Source organism: Kitasatospora sp. NPDC059648, from assembly GCF_042734825.1.
In the GTDB taxonomy this organism is placed as follows: domain Bacteria; phylum Actinomycetota; class Actinomycetes; order Streptomycetales; family Streptomycetaceae; genus Kitasatospora.
The window spans coordinates 36664-51938 of the sequence record NZ_JBHWDU010000014.1 but is presented as its reverse complement, the minus strand read 5'-3'; the positions used below and the strand labels follow the sequence as shown (position 1 = coordinate 51938).

Here is a 15275-nt window from a genome sequence, read left to right as displayed (position 1 = left end):
GGCGGAGTAGCGCGCTCCCCGGTGTGTCGTCGAATGCGTGCCGTTAAATGTGACCGTGTACTTCGACGTGGCTTCGACGGCCCCCCTGCACCCCGTCGCGCGGCAGGCACTGACCGCCGCCCTGGACGAGGGCTGGGCCGATCCGGCCCGGCTGTACCGCTCCGGCCGGCAGGCCCGGATGCTGCTGGACGCCGCCCGGGAGACGGTCGCCGCCGTCCTGGGCGCGCGGGCCGACGAGATCTTCTTCACCGCCAGCGGGACGCAGGCCGTCCAACTCGGCCTGCTGGGCGCCCTCGGCGGCAACCGGCGGCGCGGCGGGCACCTGGTGCACTCCGCGGTGGAGCACTCCAGTGTGCTGCACGTCGCCGAACGGCACGAGGCGAACGGCGGCGAGGTCTCGGTGGCCCCGGTGGACCGCGCCGGACGGGTGGACCCGGCGGCCTTCGGCGCCCTGCTGCGCGCCGACACCGCGGTGGCCGCGCTGCAGAGCGCCAACCACGAGGTGGGGACCGTCCAACCGGTCGGCGAGGTCGCCGCGCTCTGTGCCGGGGCCGGGGTGCCGCTGCTGGTGGACGCCGCCCAGAGCGCCGGACGGGTGGACGTCCCGGCGGGCTGGTCGCTGCTGACCGCGAGCGCGCACAAGTGGGGCGGGCCGCCCGGCGTCGGCGTCCTCGCCGTGCGCAAGGGCGTCCGGTACTCCTCCCCGCTGCCGGCCGACGAGCGCGAGGGCGGGCGGGTGCCCGGCTACGTCAACGTCCCGGCGATCGTGGCCGCGGCCGCCTCGCTGCGCGCCGTACGGGCCGAGGCGGAACGGGAGAACGCCCGGCTGCACGCGCTGGTGGAGCGGATCCGCGGCCGGGTGCCGCAGTTGGTGCCCGAGGTGGAAGTGGTCGGGGACCCGGTGCGGCGGCTGCCGCACGTCGTCACCTTCTCCTGCCTCTACGTGGACGGCGAGGTGCTGCTGACCGAGCTGGACCGGGCGGGCTTCGCGGTCTCCTCCGGCTCCTCCTGCACCTCCTCCACCCTGACGCCGAGCCACGTGCTGGCCGCGATGGGCGTGCTCACCGAGGGCAACGTCCGGGTCTCGCTGCCGTACGGGACGGCCGAGGCGGACGTGGAACGCTTCCTCGCCGTGCTCCCGGACGTGGTGGCCGGCGTCCGGGCGCCGCTCGGGCTGGACCTGCCGGCGCCCGTGAGCGCCACGGAGTCGCTGCTGGTGATCGACGCCCTGGGCAAGCGGTGTCCGCTGCCGGTGATCGAGCTGGCGAAGCGGATCGGCGAGGTGCCGGTGGGCGGGACGGTCGCCGTGCTGTCGGACGACGAGGCGGCCCGGCTGGACGTTCCGGCCTGGTGCGGGATGCGCGGGCAGGAGTACGCGGGCGAGGCCCCGGCCGCCGAGTACGGCGGCGACCGGGGCTCGGCCTACCTCGTGCTGCGCCGCTCCTGACCGGAGCCGGTCGCACGGGGGGCTACTTCACCAGGTGCGAGCGGATCTCCGCGGCGGCCTCGGCGCCGTAGGCGGCCTCGAAGCGCTTCAGGAACGCGGTCGGGCGCAGCTCGTACTCCTGGGTGCCGACGGTCTCGATCACCAGGGTGGCGAGCATGCAGCCGAGCTGGGCGGCGCGCTCCAGGTCGAGCTCCCAGGACAGACCGGCCAGGAAGCCGGCCCGGAAGGCGTCGCCGACGCCGGTCGGGTCGACCTTGGCGTCCTCGGCGGGGCAGCCGACCAGGACCGGGGCCTCGCCCTTGCGCTCGATCCGGACGCCCTTGCTGCCCAGGGTGGTGACCCGGGTGCCGACGCGGGTGAGCAGCTCCTCGGCGTCCCAGCCGGTCTTGCTCTCGATCAGCGCGGCCTCGTACTCGTTGGTGAACAGGTACGCGGCGCCGTCGACCAGCTCGCGGATGTCCTCGCCGTCCAGGCGGGCCAGCTGCTGCGAGGGGTCGGCGGCGAAGGCGTAGCCGCGGGTGCGGCACTCCTGGGTGTGGCGGACCATGCCCTGGGGGTCGTCGGCGCCGACCAGGACGAGGTCGAGGCCGCCGACGCGGTCGGCGACCGGCTTGAGCTCGATGTTGCGGGCCTCGGCCATGGCACCGGTGTAGAACGAGGCGATCTGGTTGTGGTCCTCGTCCGTGGTGCACATGAAGCGGGCGGTGTGCCGGGTCTCGGAGATGTGGACGGACTCGCAGTCCACGTTGTTGCGCTCCAGCCAGCTGCGGTACTCGGCGAAGTCCGCGCCGGCGGCACCGACCAGGATCGGCCGGAGCCCGAGCACGCCCATGCCGAAGGAGATGTTCGGCGCGACCCCGCCGCGGCGGATGTCCAGGGCGTCGACCAGGAACGACAGCGACACGGTGTGCAGCTGCTCGGCGACGAGCTGGTCGGCGAACCGACCGGGGAACGTCATCAGGTGGTCGGTGGCGATCGAGCCGGCGACGGCGATACGCACGGAGGTCTCCTCAAGATGGCAACAGGGCCAGCGGGCACGGATGAACCCACCCACGGTACCCGTCCGGCACGGCCCGCCAGCAAGAGTCCGGCAAGCTGCCGCCACCGGTCCCTCGGCCGGAGTGGCACCCCGGCCCCTCGACCGTGTACTACCTCCGGGTAGGACTGGTGGGCCTCCGGAGCCGGGCCTAGGGTCGGCCGCAGGAGTCCCGCCGGACCGGGCGGGGCCCGTCGGCGACCGTGGCGGTTGCGGCCACGGCACTGGATCGGAGCGATGCCCGATGATGTCCGAACACCCCCCGCTGACCACCCGCCGGACCGACGCGGACGGCGAGACCCTCGACGCGCTCGTCGACTCCTCCCGACGGCTGCGCCGGTTCTGGCCCCAGGCCCAGCTGGCGGCCGGGCCGGAGCCCGTCGCCGCTCCCGCTTCCGTCGGCGTCCGGGTGCCGTCCGGGGCGCAGCGGCTGGTCGCCGGGATGGCCGAGTACGGCATGTGAGAGGCGGGGGAACCTGATCCGACCGGGGCACGTCACATCCGCGCGGAACGGCCGGGACGGCGCCGCTGAGCCCTCGGGAGGATGTGCAGATGGATCTGGAGACGATGCCCCGCCGTGGTCGGCGGGCGGTTGCCCTGGCAGTGGCCGCACTGGCGGCGGTGGTGACCCTGGCCGGCTGCAACGGGGACGGCAAGGGCTCCGGGGACGCGGCGGCGAGCAGCGCGGCGGCCTCCGCGAACTCCTCGGCCCCGGCGAGCGCCTCCCCGCAGGCCCCGTCCGCCTCCGGTTCGCCGTCCGCGGGGGCCGCGACGGCGAGCCCGTCGGGTCAGGCGCCGACCGGCTGGTCCCCGACCCCGGCGGAGCCCGCCCCCGGGCGGCCCTCCGCGGCGGCCACTCCCCCGGTCAACGGGATCGCGCCCGGTGAGCCGGACCCGGCCGGTACCGGAGCGGCCAACCCCAACGTGCGGCCGCCGGTCGGCTACCGGCTGGACGGCAGCAACAAGCTGACCGTCTACTTCTTCGGCGGGGTCTGCACCACGTACGCGGTGAAGGCGGACGAGTCGCAGCAGGGCCAGGTGGGCGTCACGGTCGTGCCGGGTCCGCCGACCGTCCAGCCGGGGCACGTCTGCACCGCGATGGCCAAGCGGCAGGCCGTCTCCGTCGACCTGCGCTCGCCGCTGGCCGGGCGGACGGTGGTGGACCGGACGAGCGGCCAGGAGGTGCCGCTGGAGGGCGACCCGCACGCGGGCCTGGACCCGGTGACCCCGGACGGCGCGGCGCGTTAGCAGTACCGGTGGAACCGCTGGAACGCGAGAGGCGGCCCCGGGAAGTCCCCGGGGCCGCCTCACCGCTTCTCGCTCAGTGAGCCTCCGGGCTCAGCTGAAGGAGTCGCCGCAGGCGCAGGAGCCGGTGGCGTTCGGGTTGTCGATCGTGAAGCCCTGCTTCTCGATGGTGTCGACGAAGTCGACGGTGGCGCCGCCCAGGTACGGGGCGCTCATGCGGTCGGTGACGACCTTGACGCCGCCGAAGTCCTTCACCACGTCGCCGTCGAGCGAACGCTCGTCGAAGAACAGCTGGTAACGCAGGCCGGAGCAGCCACCGGGCTGGACGGCGACGCGCAGCGCGAGGTCCTCGCGGCCTTCCTGCTCCAGCAGGGCCTTGACCTTTGCCGCGGCGGCATCGGTGAGGAGGATGCCACTCTCGACGGTGGTCTCGTCCTGGACGGTCATCTGCTTTCTCCCGGTCTTTGACGACGGTCTGCCGCCAGTGCCAACCAACGGCCGCCCGGTTTCAATTCCCGGACGGCGATGGAATTCTCGGCCTGTTCGACGGCGGATCTTCCGTGGGCCGGGTGTGCCACCCGTGTCCCCATACGCTTCCCATGCTCGCACAACCGGGGAGGACGGGTCACCGCGCACGTCATGGATCCGGGTGAACGGGCCCCGCGGCCGCGCCCCGGACGCCAGGATGGTCGGCATGATCCTTCGCCAGGTCAGGGACACCGCAGCGGACGCGGAGCTCGTCTCGGAGCTGTCCCTCGCCGCGTTCGCCGCACCGTCCGACGACCCCGCGCGGCCGCCGGCGCCGACGCCGCTGCAGGTGGCCAGGACCAGGCACCTGGCACGCACCGATCCCGGCGGCTGCTGGCTGGCGGAGAGCGGCGGGCAGGCGGTCGGGGTGGTGCTGTCGATGCGCCGCGAGGGCCTGTGGACGCCCTCGCTGTTCGCGGTCCGCCCGTCCGCGCGGGGCCAGGGGATCGGGCGACTGCTGTTCGAGCGGGCGCTGGCCCACGCCCGGGGCTGCCTGCGCGGGATGGTCTGCGCCGGCGACTCCCCGGCGGCGGCCCGCCGCTACCGGCTGGCCGGGTTCACCCTGCACCCGGCGATGCGGCTGACCGGGTGGGTCGACCGGGAGGGGCTGACCGACCCGGGCGACATCCCGGTGCACCCGGGCAACGCCCGCCACCTGCACCTGCTGGACTCGGTGGACCGCCGGTTGCGCGGGTCCGCGCACGGGCCCGACCACGAGCTGATGCTCGGGCACTTCGAGGAGCTCCTGGTCGCCGACGCGCTGGCCGGCAGCGGCTACTGCTACCGGGACGGCGGCACGGTGCGGCTGCTGGCGGCGACCAGCAAGCGGATCGGGGCCCGGCTGCTGCGGGAGGCGCTGGCCCGGGTGCCGGACGGGGCCGAGGCGCGGGTGGAGTACCTGACCGCGGAGCAGGAGTGGGCCCTGGACGTCGGGCTGGAGGTCGGGCTGACCCCGGAGACCAGCGGCTTCGTCGGGGTGCGCGGGATGCGGCCGCCGAGCCCGTACCTGCCGAGCGGGGCGTTCCTGTAGCGCGAGCGCCGGCACCGCCCACGGCTGGGGACGCCGGCCACGCGCACGGCCCCCGACCGGAGGACCGGTGGGGGGCCGTACGGACGACGGAGCCCGATCAGGCCATGGTGTCCAGGATCTCCTCGACCATCGCCATGGTGGTGCCCGGGTGCAGGAAGGCGAAGCGGGCGACCGTCTCGCCGTCCCAGCCGGTCGGGGTGACGAAGCCGATCTGGTCCGCGAGCAGCTGCTGCGACCAGCGGTAGTAGTCGTCGTTGGTCCAGCCGGTGCGCTTGAAGCAGACGGCGGAGAGCTGCGGGTCGAACAGCAGCTCCAGGTGCTCGGTGTCGCGGATCAGCTGGGCGGTGTCCCGGGCCAGCTGGAGGCCGGTCTCGATGGCGTCGGTGTAGGCCTGGACGCCGTGGACGGCCAGCGAGAACCAGAGCGGCAGGCCGCGGGCGCGCCGGGTCAGGTGGTAGGCGTAGTCGGTGGGGTTCCACTCGTCGCCCTCGGTGTGCAGGACGTCCAGGTAGGAGGCGTCCTGGGTGTGCACGGCGCGGGCGAGCTGCGGGTTGCGGTAGATCAGCGCGGCGCAGTCGAAGGGGGCGAACAGCCACTTGTGCGGGTCGACCACGAAGGAGTCGGCGTGCTCGATGCCGTTGTAGCGCTCGCGCACCGACGGGGCGAACAGACCCGCGCCGCCGTAGGCGCCGTCCACGTGGAACCACAGGTCGCGCTCCCGGGCGACCTCGGCGAGGCCGGCCAGGTCGTCGACGATGCCCTCGTTGGTGGTGCCGGCGGTGCCGACGACGGCGATCACCGTCTCCGGGTGGGGGTCGGCGGCCAGGGCGGCGCGCAGCGCCTCGCCGGTGAACCGGCGGTTCACGGTCGGGACCTTGAAGGCCTCGACGCCGATGATGTTGAAGGTGTTCTTGACCGAGGAGTGCACCTGGTCGGCGACGGCTATCCGCAGCCGGGCCTCCGGGCCGACGCCGAGGCGGCGGCGGGCGGTGTCGCGGGCGACCACCAGGGCGGAGAGGTTGCCCGCCGAGCCGCCGGAGACGAAGCAGCCGCCGGCCGAGGCGGGCAGCCCGGCCCGGTCGGCGATCAGGCGCAGCACCTGGTTCTCGGCGGCGATGGCGCCGGCCGCCTCCAGCCAGGAGATGCCCTGGAGCGAGGCGCAGGAGACGACCATGTCGAACAGCAGCGCGGCCTTGGTCGGGGCGCACGGGATGAAGGACAGGTAGCGGGGGCTGTCGGCGGAGATGACCGCGCGGGACAGCTCGTGGTCGTACAGCTTGAGGACGTCGGCCGGGTCGTTGCCGTCCTGGTTCAGCAGGCCGGCCAGCTGGGAGCGCAGGTGCTCGCCGTCACCGGGGTGGTCGAGCGGAACGGGGTCGTACTGCAGCCGCTCCCGCATGTAGTCGAAAACCAGGTCGACCAGTTCGTTGTCGGGCCGGTGCATGCGGTCGGGTGCTGCGGACACGGCTGTCCCTCTCGGCTGTGTGGGTGTCGGGGGATCCGGTCCGCGGGACGCCTCACCGCACTGACCGGACGTGATCAGCGTAGGCAGCGCCGGTGCTCCGCCGCGCGTCGGATCGCGGCTGGTCAGGCAGGTTTCGAGCGTCTTCGGACGGGTCCGCGCAGGATTCCTGCGTACCCCTGCGCGGGTCAGCCGATCAGCTGGGAGAGGACCACCGAGGAGCGGCTGCGCTGGACGCCGGGCTCGCGCCGGATCCGCTCGATGACGGCCTCCAGGTGGCGCATGTCGGCGGCCCGCAGGTGGACCAGGGCGTCCGGGTCGCCGGTGACCGTCCAGGCGGCGACCACCTCGGGGAACTGGCGCAGGCTGGCCAGGATCTCCTCGGGGGCGGTGCGCTCGCGGCAGTAGACCTCGACGAAGGCCTCGGTCTGCCACCCGAGCACGGCCGGGTCGAGCACCACGGTGAAGCCCCGCACCACGCCGCGCGCCCGGAGCCGGTCGATCCGGCGGCGCACGGCGGTGGCGGAGAGGTTCACCTGGAGACCGATCTCGGCGTAGGAGGCGCGGCCGTCGCTGCCGAGGCGGGCGAGGAGCTGCCGGTCGGTCTCGTCCAGGTCGGCCCCGATCACCTCGTGCGCTCGGCTGCTGGTCATCGGTGCGGGGCTCCACGGGTCGTGCGGGGGTCGAGGGGGCGTCCCGGCGGCGGCCGGTGCTTGCCGACGTCGCTGCCGAAACGGTTCGCCACCCATTCTGGCGGATGACCTGGACGAGTTCATCGCCGACGGATGACGGCGAGGGAACGGTCATCCGACCAGGAGGACGATCTTCCCCCTCGTGCGGCCCTCGGCACTGAGGGCCTGGGCGGAGGCGGCCTGGGCCAGCGGGAAAGTGGAGGCGACGGTGACGGTGAGCCGGCCGTCGTCGGCGAGGGCGGCGAGTTCCGCCAGGCCCGCCGCATCCGGCCGGACCCAGACGTAGTGGCCGCCGAGGGCCTTGACCCCGAAGTCGGTGGTCGAGGCGATCCGGCCCGGGTCGGCCACCAGGTCCGCGGAGACCTGGACGGCGCCGCGGCCCACCAGGTCGAGCGCCGCGTCCACACCGTCCGGGGCGAGCGCCCGGACCCGCTCGGCCAGGCCCTCACCGTACGTCACCGGCTCGGCTCCGAGGCCGCGCAGGTAGTCGTGGTTGCGCTCGCCCGCCGTGCCGATCACCCGGGCGCCGCGGGCCCGGGCGATCTGGACGGCCAGGTGGCCGACCCCGCCGGCCGCCGCGTGCACCAGGACCGTCTCCCCCGCCTCGATCCGCAGGGCGTTCAGGCTCTGCAGCGCGGTGAGCCCGGCCAGCGGCAGGCCGCCGGACTGCGCCCAGTCCAGCGCGGCGGGGCGGCGGGCCAGGGTGCGGACCGGCGCGGAGACCAGTTCGGCGTAGGTGCCGTGCTCGACGGCGTCCTTGCGGACGTAGCCGTACACCTCCTCGCCGGGGGCGAACTCCGTCACCCCGCCGCCGACGGCGCGGACCACGCCCGCCACGTCCCAGCCCATGACCAGGGGGAAGTGCACGTCCAGCAGGCCGTCCAGGGCGCCGTCGCGGACCTTCCAGTCCACCGGGTTCACTCCGGCCGCCCGGACCTGCACCAGTACGGAGTCGGGCCCGACCCTGGGGTCCGGCAGGTCGGTGTACTCGACGACCTCGGGGCCGCCGTAGCGGTTGATCGCGATTGCTTTCATGGGCTCAGCCATACCCGTAGGCTTCGAAATATCGATTCGGCCGCGGGCGGGCCCCCAAGATGGCCTATGCGGCTCCGCTGGGGAACCGTTTCGCCAAGCGGTTCTCGTCACATCGACAGGATGGCCATCGTCACTCTGACGCTAACCGGTTAGAATAGATAGCGTCAGATAGACGAAAAGGCCCCACCGCTAGCTCGGCCGCACAGAAGGGCACCCGCCCGTGACCACCACCATCACCGAGACCTACGGCGTCGACCCCGCTCCGACGCCGCTCGCTCTGCTGCTGCTCGGCCGGGAGGCCGACCCGAACAGCGAGCGCGGAGTCGAGTGCCCGGGTGACCTCCCCCCGGCCTCCGACCCCGACCTGGTCGAGCGCGCCCGCGCGGCCAAGGCCGCGCTCGGCGACCGCGTCTTCATCCTCGGCCACCACTACCAGCGCGACGAGGTCATCGAGTTCGCCGACGTCACCGGCGACTCCTTCAAGCTCGCCCGCGACGCCGCGGCCCGCCCCGAGGCCGAGTACATCGTCTTCTGCGGCGTGCACTTCATGGCCGAGTCCGCGGACATCCTCACCAGCGAGCGGCAGCAGGTCGTGCTGCCCGACCTCGCGGCCGGCTGTTCGATGGCCGACATGGCCACCGCCGAGCAGGTCGCCGAGTGCTGGGACGTGCTGACCGACGCCGGCATAGCCGACGTGACCGTCCCGGTCTCGTACATGAACTCCTCCGCCGACATCAAGGCCTTCACCGGCAAGCACGGCGGCACCATCTGCACCTCCTCCAACGCCCAGCGCGCCCTGGAGTGGGCCTTCGAGCAGGGCCAGAAGGTGCTCTTCCTGCCCGACCAGCACCTCGGCCGCAACACGGCCGTGCGGGACATGGGCCTCTCGCTGGAAGACTGCGTCCTCTACAACCCGCACAAGCCGAACGGCGGCCTGACCGCCGAGCAGCTGCGGGACGCCAAGATGATCCTCTGGCGCGGCCACTGCTCGGTGCACGGCCGGTTCAGCCTGGACTCGGTGAACGACGTCCGCGAGCGGATCCCCGGCGTGACCGTCCTGGTGCACCCCGAGTGCAAGCACGAGGTCGTCACGGCCGCCGACATGGTGGGCTCGACCGAGTACATCATCAAGGCCCTGGACTCCGCCGAGCCCGGCTCCAAGTGGGCCATCGGCACCGAGCTGAACCTGGTCCGCCGGCTGGCCAAGGCGCACCCGGACAAGGAGATCGTCTTCCTGGACCGCACGGTCTGCTTCTGCTCGACCATGAACCGGATCGACCTGCCGCACCTGGTCTGGGCGCTGGAGTCGCTGGTCGAGGGCCGGGTGCCGAACGTGATCACCGTCGACCCGGAGACCGAGAAGTACGCCAAGGCCGCGCTGGACCGGATGCTGGCCCTGCCGTAGTCCGGCCGCGCCGCGGGACGCGCGCACCGCGCGAACGAAGGGCGGGTCCCCTCCCACCGGAGGGGACCCGCCCTTTCGTCTGGCAGCGGCCGCGCGGCCTATTCGTACTCGGGGAACCCCGGGATCACGCCCTCGCCCTCGGAGAGCAGCAGGGCGCGGACCTCGTCGAGGGTGGCCTCGGCACTCGGCAGGATCAGCTCGGACGGCTCCAGCGAGTCGTCCGGCAGCAGGGTGCCGTACTGCTTCACGGCATCCAGCAGCTTCCCGTAGGCCTGGCGGAAGTTCTCCTCGTCGCCCGACTCCACCGCGGTGAGCAGCTCGTCGTCGAGCTGGTTGAGCAGGTTCAGGTGGTCCTCGCCCACCTCGTACTGCCCCTCACCCATGACCCTCATGATCATGCCGTGCGTCTCCCTGGTCCTCGTGGGGGTCGAGCTGAGGTCACTTGTTGTAGTTGATGCGCGGGGTGTCCTGCGACTGCGCGCCCTGCGGCTGCTGGGCCGGCTTGCCCTGCTCGATCGCGGCCGGGCCGGCGGCGGGGCCACCGGACAGCTCGGCCTTCATCCGGGCCAGCTCCAGCTCGACGTCGGAACCGCCGGCCACCCGCTCCAGCTCGGCCTCGATGTCGTCCTTGCGGCCGAGACCGCTGGCGTCGTCGAGCGCGCCGGAGGCCAGCAGCTCGTCGATCGCGCCGGCCCGGGCCTGCATCTGCGCGGTCTTGTCCTCGGCACGCTGGATGGCCAGGCCGACGTCGCCCATCTCCTCCGAGATGCCGGAGAAGGACTCGGCGATGCGGGTCTGGGCCTGCGCCGCGGTGTAGGTGGCCTTGATGGTCTCCTTCTTGGTGCGGAAGGCGTCCACCTTGGCCTGCAGGCGCTGGGAGGCGAGGGTGAGCTTCTCCTCCTCGGCCTGCAGCTGCTGGTACTGCGTCTCCAGGTCGTTGATCTGGGACTGCATGTTGGCCTTGCGGGTCAGCGCCTCGCGCGCGAGGTCCTCGCGGCCCAGGGACAGCGCCTTGCGGCCCTGGTCCTCGTACTTCGCGGACTGCTGCTGGAGCTGGGTCAGCTGGAGTTCCAGGCGCTTGCGCGAGGTCGCGACGTCCGCGACACCACGCCGTACCTTCTGCAGCAGTTCGAGCTGCTTCTGGTAGGAGTAGTCGAGCGTCTCACGGGGATCCTCCGCCCGATCCAAGGCCTTGTTCGCCTTGGAGCGGAAGATCAGCCCCATACGCTTCATGATTCCGTCGCTCATGGGCCTCGGGTGCCCCCTTCTCCGGCCTGCGGTCTTGATCTCGTTACCAGACACGACGAGTGTATGTGCAGCGAGCCCGTCGCCGCAGTGCACCTGCCTGCAACAAGACTGCTACAGCGACCAGCGGCAGTTCCTCATCCCCGGGGTGGATCCGCCTCTCGTCCTCCCCATACTCCATCCGACTGATCCCCTACGGGAAGGGGCCGGGAACCCGGTTCGGGACGCGGCCGGACGGATCGATATGCGTTTGGGTCCGAGGGGACCCGCGGTCGCGGCGCCGCACCCCGTACGCTGGGGGTGTGTTCCGACGCCGTTCAGATGATGCCGCTGCCTCCGCCACCGTGCTGGAGAAGCAGGACGAGACGCCCCAGGCCCGCCACCCGCAGGCCAAGAAGGGCCGCCCCACCCCCAAGCGCAGCGAGGCCGAGGCCAGCCGGCGTACCCGGGTCACGGTGCCCAAGGACCGCAAGGAGGCCTCCCGCCAGGCCCGCGACCGGATGCGGGTCGAGCGCGAGAAGCAGCGCCAGGCGCTGATCGACGGCGACGAGCGCCACCTTCCGGCCCGCGACAAGGGCCCGGTGCGCAAGTTCGCCCGCGACTACGTGGACTCCCGCTGGTCGCTCGCCGAGTTCTTCCTGCCGGCCGCCGTGGTCATCCTGGTGCTGAGCATCATCAAGGTGCCCACCCTGCAGCTGCTGTCCACGCTGCTGTTCCTGCTGTTCTTCGTCATGGTGATCCTGGACTTCGTGCGCCTCGGCTTCGGCCTGCGCAAGCAGCTGGGCGAGCGCTTCGCCGGGCAGAACACCCGCGGTGTGGTCGCGTACGGCATCATGCGCACCCTGCAGATGCGCCGCCTGCGCCTGCCCAAGCCGCAGGTGCGGCGCGGGGAGAAGCCCTGACCGCCGAACCGGTGGACTCCGGCTGGGCCCCCCCGTCCTGGGAGGGGCCCGGCCTCTACGCCCTGCCCGGGCAGGGCGGCACGCTCCCCGGCCAGGGCGACGGCGGCCACGACCGGCTCGGCCAGGAACGCCGGCTGCCCTCCCGCAGCGGCTCCTTCGCCGGCGGCACCGGCGCCTGGCTGGACCGGCTCGGCGGACTGCGCAACTTCGTCCGGCAGGAACTCGTCTCCCGGCAGCTCGCCGAACAGCTGGCCGGCCGCACCGCCCAGCGCGTCCTCGACATCGGCTGCGGGCAGGGCACCCAGGCCCTGCGGCTCGCCCGGGCCGGCCACTACGTCACCGGGATCGACTCCGACCCGGTCGCGCTCGGCGTCGCCCAGGGGGCGCTCGCCGAGGAGCCGCCCGAGGTGCGCGGCCGGATGCAGCTGCTCAGCGGCGACGGCCACCAGTGCGGGCGCTGGTTCGGCCCGCGCAGCTTCGACGTGGTGCTCTGCCACGGCGTCCTGATGTACCTGCCCGACCCGGACCCGATGATCGCCTCGCTGGCCCGGCTGCTGGCGCCCGGCGGGCTGCTCTCGCTGCTGGTCCGCAACCGCGACGCGCTCGCGCTGCGGCCCGCCGCCGCCGGGGACTGGCGGGCCGCCCTGCACGCCTTCGAGAGCGACCGGTACTACAACCGGCTCGGGCTGGCCGCCCGCGCCGACCGGCTCGCCGACCTGTCCGTCACCCTCTCCGAGGTGTCGGTGCCGCTGCGGCACTGGTACGGCGTCCGGGTCTTCACCGACAACGCGCCCGACGACGCCGCCCCGCCGGTGGACGGGCGGCAGCTGGCCCAGCTGCTGGAGGCCGAGGACCGGGCCGGCCGCACCGACCCGTACCGGCGGATCGCGGCGCTGCTGCACGTGATCGGGGCGAAGTAGGGCCGGGGCCCCGGGGGCTCAGCCCTCGTGCAGGCTCATCGCGTAGACCTTGCCGCCGTCCTCCAGCAGGACCGCGGTGTCCACGCCCTCCTCGGCGAGCTGCTTCCAGGTCTCCCCGATCCAGGTCTCGGCGTCGCCCTGGCCGGCGAACTCCTCCTGGCCGAGGCTCGACGTCACCGCGCTGCCGTCCGCCTTCTCGTACCGCCACGTCCAGACCATGCCCGGCTCCTCCCACCACTGACGCTGCCTTGTGTGCTGCGCACCATAGCTTGCCCGGCCCGATCTTCCGTATGCCTGTCCGGCAGGATGGTCGCCATGGTGACCCACCCCCCGCTCTCCCGCACGCTGCTGCTCGGCGGCGCGCGCTCCGGCAAATCCACCCGCGCCGAGCAGCTGCTCGCCGACCGGCCGGACGTCCTGTACGTGGCCACCGGCGGCACCCGGGACGGCGACGCCGAGTGGGCCCAGCGGATCGCGCTGCACCGGGACCGCCGGCCGGACAGCTGGCGCACCGCCGAGACCTGCGAGTTGGAGGCCGTGCTCGCCGACACCGCCGACCCGGCGCCGGTGCTGATCGACTGCCTGGCGCTGTGGTTGACCTCCGTGATGGACGACTGCGACGCCTGGGACGACGGGGCGTGGGCCGACGGGGCCGAGGAGGCGGTGCAGCGCCGCTGCCGGGCGCTGGCCGCGGCCTGGGCGGCCACCTCGCGCACCGTCGTCGCGGTGAGCAACGAGGTCGGCATGGGCGTCGTCCCGGCGACCGCCGCCGGCCGCCGGTTCCGAGACGCTCTCGGACGGCTGAACATGGCGGTGGCGGACACCGCGGACCGGGTACTGCTGGTCGTGGCCGGACAAGTCCTGACCATCAAATCGGTTGGCGTGTAGCCTTCCCGACGGTGACTCCTCCGCCTCAGCGAGCGAGGCGGCTTCTCACTCGACCGCTTGCGCAGTCCCGTGACGGCCAAGCCTGACCGCTGCCTGGGGCAGACCCCCGAATGTACCTCGCGCATCCTGCGCTGTGAGCGAGAAACGGATATATGGACAAGACCGTGGATCTCGACGCGTTCTCCTCGCTCGTCGAGCGCCCCGACGACAGCGCCCGGCGCGCCGCCGAGGAACGCTGGCAGGAGGCCGGGCGGCCGCGCGGCGGCCTCGGCAAGCTGGAGGAGCTGGGCAGCTGGCTCTCGTCCGTGCAGGGGCGCTCCCCCGTGCGGCCGGTCTCGGCGCCCAAGGTGCTGCTGTTCGCCGCCGACCACGGCGTGGCCACGCTCGGGGTCTCCCGGCTGCCCGCCCAGGGCGGCACCGCGGCCCGGGTACGGGCGGTGCTCGACGGCAGCGCGCCGGTCGCCCGGCTGGCCGCGCGCTACGGCGCGGGCCTGCGGGTGGTCGACGTCGCGGTGGACGCCGACCCCGCGGACTTCCCGGACGAGGTGGTCGCCCACCGGATCCGCCGCGGCTCCGGCCGGATCGACGTCGAGGACGCGCTCACCCCGGAGGAGACCGTACGGGCCTTCCGGGCCGGCATGGCCGTGGCCGACGAGGAGGCCGACTCCGGCACCGACCTGGTTCTGCTCGGCGACCTCGGGGTCGGCTCCACCACGGTGGCCGCGGTCCTGGTCGGCGCGCTGTGCGGGACGGACGCGGCCGCGGTCTGCGGACGCGGCTCGGGCATCGACGACCGGGTGTGGATGGTCAAGTGCGCCACCATCCGGGACTCGCTGCGGCGGGCCCGGCCGGTGCTCGGCGACCAGCTGGCGCTGCTCGGCGCCACCGGCGGGGCGGACTTCGCCGCCATCACCGGCTTCCTGCTGCAGGCGGCCGTCCGACGGCTGCCGGTGGTGCTCGACGGCGTGGTCTCCTCGGCCTGCGCGCTGGTCGCGCAGCGGATCGCCTTCCGGGCACCGGAGTGGTGGCGGGCCGGACAGTCCAGCGGCGAGCCGGCCCAGGCGAAGGCGTACGACCGGCTGACCCTGACGCCGTTGCAGGACCAGGAGGTCACCATGGGCGAGGGCGTCGGCGCGGTGCTCGCGCTGCCGCTGCTCCAGGCGGCGGGCGACGCGCTCGCCGAGGAGGCGCCGCGGCCGTTCGTGCCGTCGGCGCCGAAGGAGCAGCCGAAGCTGCCCTCGGCGGCCGACCTGCTGCGACGGCTGTAGCGGCCGGGAGGTCGAACGGTCCGGCGGCCGGGCGTCGGCGTTCGGGCCTCGGGCCCGTGGCCTTCCGCCCCGCGCGGTTCCCCGCGCCCCTTCCCGGGGCGCGGGGATTCTGCTTGTCCGGGGAGGGCACGGCCTTCGGGTGGTGCGGGGCCCGGGGTCTTCTGTTGTGGGG

The 15275-nt window shown here is 73.4% G+C and carries 16 protein-coding genes and 1 pseudogene; 9 read left to right on the top strand and 8 right to left on the bottom strand.

Features of this window, described 5'->3' with window-relative positions; translation table 11 throughout:
• Positions 1 to 55: 55 nt before the first annotated feature.
• Positions 56 to 1447 carry a cysteine desulfurase/sulfurtransferase TusA family protein gene (locus tag ACFV1W_RS11720; protein WP_380415421.1) on the top strand — a complete coding sequence of 464 codons (1392 nt, stop codon included), beginning with the start codon at positions 56 to 58 and terminating at the stop codon, positions 1445 to 1447.
• A 22-nt stretch (positions 1448 to 1469) separates the two neighbouring features.
• Here the strand turns inward: ACFV1W_RS11720 and ACFV1W_RS11715 are convergent, their stop codons facing one another.
• Positions 1470 to 2447: a carbohydrate kinase family protein gene (locus ACFV1W_RS11715; RefSeq protein WP_380415420.1), complete on the bottom strand. Its 978-nt coding sequence runs from the start codon at positions 2445 to 2447 to the stop codon at positions 1470 to 1472.
• Between the two features lie 280 nt (positions 2448 to 2727).
• On the opposite strand from ACFV1W_RS11715, the gene ACFV1W_RS11710 reads away from it, so the two are divergent.
• Both ACFV1W_RS11710 and ACFV1W_RS11705 read left to right on the top strand, forming a co-directional pair.
• Positions 2728 to 2946, top strand: a complete 219-nt coding sequence (locus tag ACFV1W_RS11710; protein ID WP_380415419.1) for a hypothetical protein — start codon at positions 2728 to 2730, stop codon at positions 2944 to 2946.
• Between the two features lie 89 nt (positions 2947 to 3035).
• A complete protein-coding gene (locus ACFV1W_RS11705) occupies positions 3036 to 3731 on the top strand; it encodes a hypothetical protein (protein ID WP_380415417.1) in 696 nt (231 codons plus the stop codon).
• 90 nt (positions 3732 to 3821) lie between these two features.
• Here the strand turns inward: ACFV1W_RS11705 and erpA are convergent, their stop codons facing one another.
• The gene (erpA, locus tag ACFV1W_RS11700; RefSeq protein ID WP_030282750.1) at positions 3822 to 4175 is read right to left on the bottom strand and encodes an iron-sulfur cluster insertion protein ErpA; all 354 of its coding nucleotides are present in this window, start codon (positions 4173 to 4175) and stop codon (positions 3822 to 3824) included.
• Positions 4176 to 4422: 247 nt separating this feature from the next.
• Between erpA and ACFV1W_RS11695 the strand changes: the two genes are divergently transcribed.
• Positions 4423 to 5286: a GNAT family N-acetyltransferase gene (locus ACFV1W_RS11695; protein ID WP_380415416.1), complete on the top strand. Its 864-nt coding sequence runs from the start codon at positions 4423 to 4425 to the stop codon at positions 5284 to 5286.
• Positions 5287 to 5383: 97 nt separating this feature from the next.
• Here ACFV1W_RS11695 and ACFV1W_RS11690 read toward each other — a convergent pair whose 3' ends face one another.
• The 3 genes from ACFV1W_RS11690 to ACFV1W_RS11680 form a co-directional block, all read right to left on the bottom strand.
• Positions 5384 to 6751, bottom strand: a complete 1368-nt coding sequence (locus ACFV1W_RS11690; RefSeq protein ID WP_380415415.1) for a pyridoxal phosphate-dependent decarboxylase family protein — start codon at positions 6749 to 6751, stop codon at positions 5384 to 5386.
• Between the two features lie 185 nt (positions 6752 to 6936).
• Positions 6937 to 7401, bottom strand: coding sequence for an Lrp/AsnC family transcriptional regulator (locus tag ACFV1W_RS11685; RefSeq protein ID WP_270147404.1), 465 nt, complete (start codon positions 7399 to 7401; stop codon positions 6937 to 6939).
• A gap of 150 nt (positions 7402 to 7551) precedes the next feature.
• A complete protein-coding gene (locus ACFV1W_RS11680) occupies positions 7552 to 8475 on the bottom strand; it encodes an NADP-dependent oxidoreductase (protein WP_380415413.1) in 924 nt (307 codons plus the stop codon).
• A gap of 220 nt (positions 8476 to 8695) precedes the next feature.
• On the opposite strand from ACFV1W_RS11680, the gene nadA reads away from it, so the two are divergent.
• Positions 8696 to 9880, top strand: coding sequence for a quinolinate synthase NadA (nadA, locus tag ACFV1W_RS11675; protein ID WP_380415412.1), 1185 nt, complete (start codon positions 8696 to 8698; stop codon positions 9878 to 9880).
• Positions 9881 to 9978: 98 nt separating this feature from the next.
• Here the strand turns inward: nadA and ACFV1W_RS11670 are convergent, their stop codons facing one another.
• Together ACFV1W_RS11670 and ACFV1W_RS11665 are read right to left on the bottom strand one after the other, a co-directional pair.
• Complete coding sequence (locus ACFV1W_RS11670) at positions 9979 to 10278, bottom strand: hypothetical protein (RefSeq protein ID WP_380415410.1); 300 nt, start codon at positions 10276 to 10278, stop codon at positions 9979 to 9981.
• 40 nt (positions 10279 to 10318) lie between these two features.
• Positions 10319 to 11128 (bottom strand): PspA/IM30 family protein, encoded by an 810-nt coding sequence (locus ACFV1W_RS11665; protein WP_380415408.1) that lies wholly within the window; start codon positions 11126 to 11128, stop codon positions 10319 to 10321.
• A 299-nt stretch (positions 11129 to 11427) separates the two neighbouring features.
• Between ACFV1W_RS11665 and ACFV1W_RS11660 the strand changes: the two genes are divergently transcribed.
• A complete protein-coding gene (locus ACFV1W_RS11660) occupies positions 11428 to 12027 on the top strand; it encodes a DUF3043 domain-containing protein (protein ID WP_380415407.1) in 600 nt (199 codons plus the stop codon).
• 179 nt (positions 12028 to 12206) lie between these two features.
• Positions 12207 to 12947, top strand: a complete 741-nt coding sequence (locus ACFV1W_RS11655) for a class I SAM-dependent methyltransferase (RefSeq protein WP_380415540.1) — start codon at positions 12207 to 12209, stop codon at positions 12945 to 12947.
• Between the two features lie 18 nt (positions 12948 to 12965).
• On the opposite strand, the gene ACFV1W_RS11650 is transcribed toward ACFV1W_RS11655, so the two are convergent.
• Entirely contained in the window at positions 12966 to 13166 is a 201-nt protein-coding gene (locus ACFV1W_RS11650) for a hypothetical protein (protein ID WP_380415405.1), read from the bottom strand.
• 120 nt (positions 13167 to 13286) lie between these two features.
• Between ACFV1W_RS11650 and cobU the strand changes: the two are divergent.
• Together cobU and ACFV1W_RS11640 are read left to right on the top strand one after the other, a co-directional pair.
• A pseudogene (gene cobU, locus ACFV1W_RS11645) lies at positions 13287 to 13835 on the top strand (bifunctional adenosylcobinamide kinase/adenosylcobinamide-phosphate guanylyltransferase); the annotation flags it as partial.
• Positions 13836 to 13987: 152 nt separating this feature from the next.
• Positions 13988 to 15103, top strand: a complete 1116-nt coding sequence (locus ACFV1W_RS11640) for a nicotinate-nucleotide--dimethylbenzimidazole phosphoribosyltransferase (RefSeq protein ID WP_380415403.1) — start codon at positions 13988 to 13990, stop codon at positions 15101 to 15103.
• Positions 15104 to 15275: the final 172 nt, after the last annotated feature.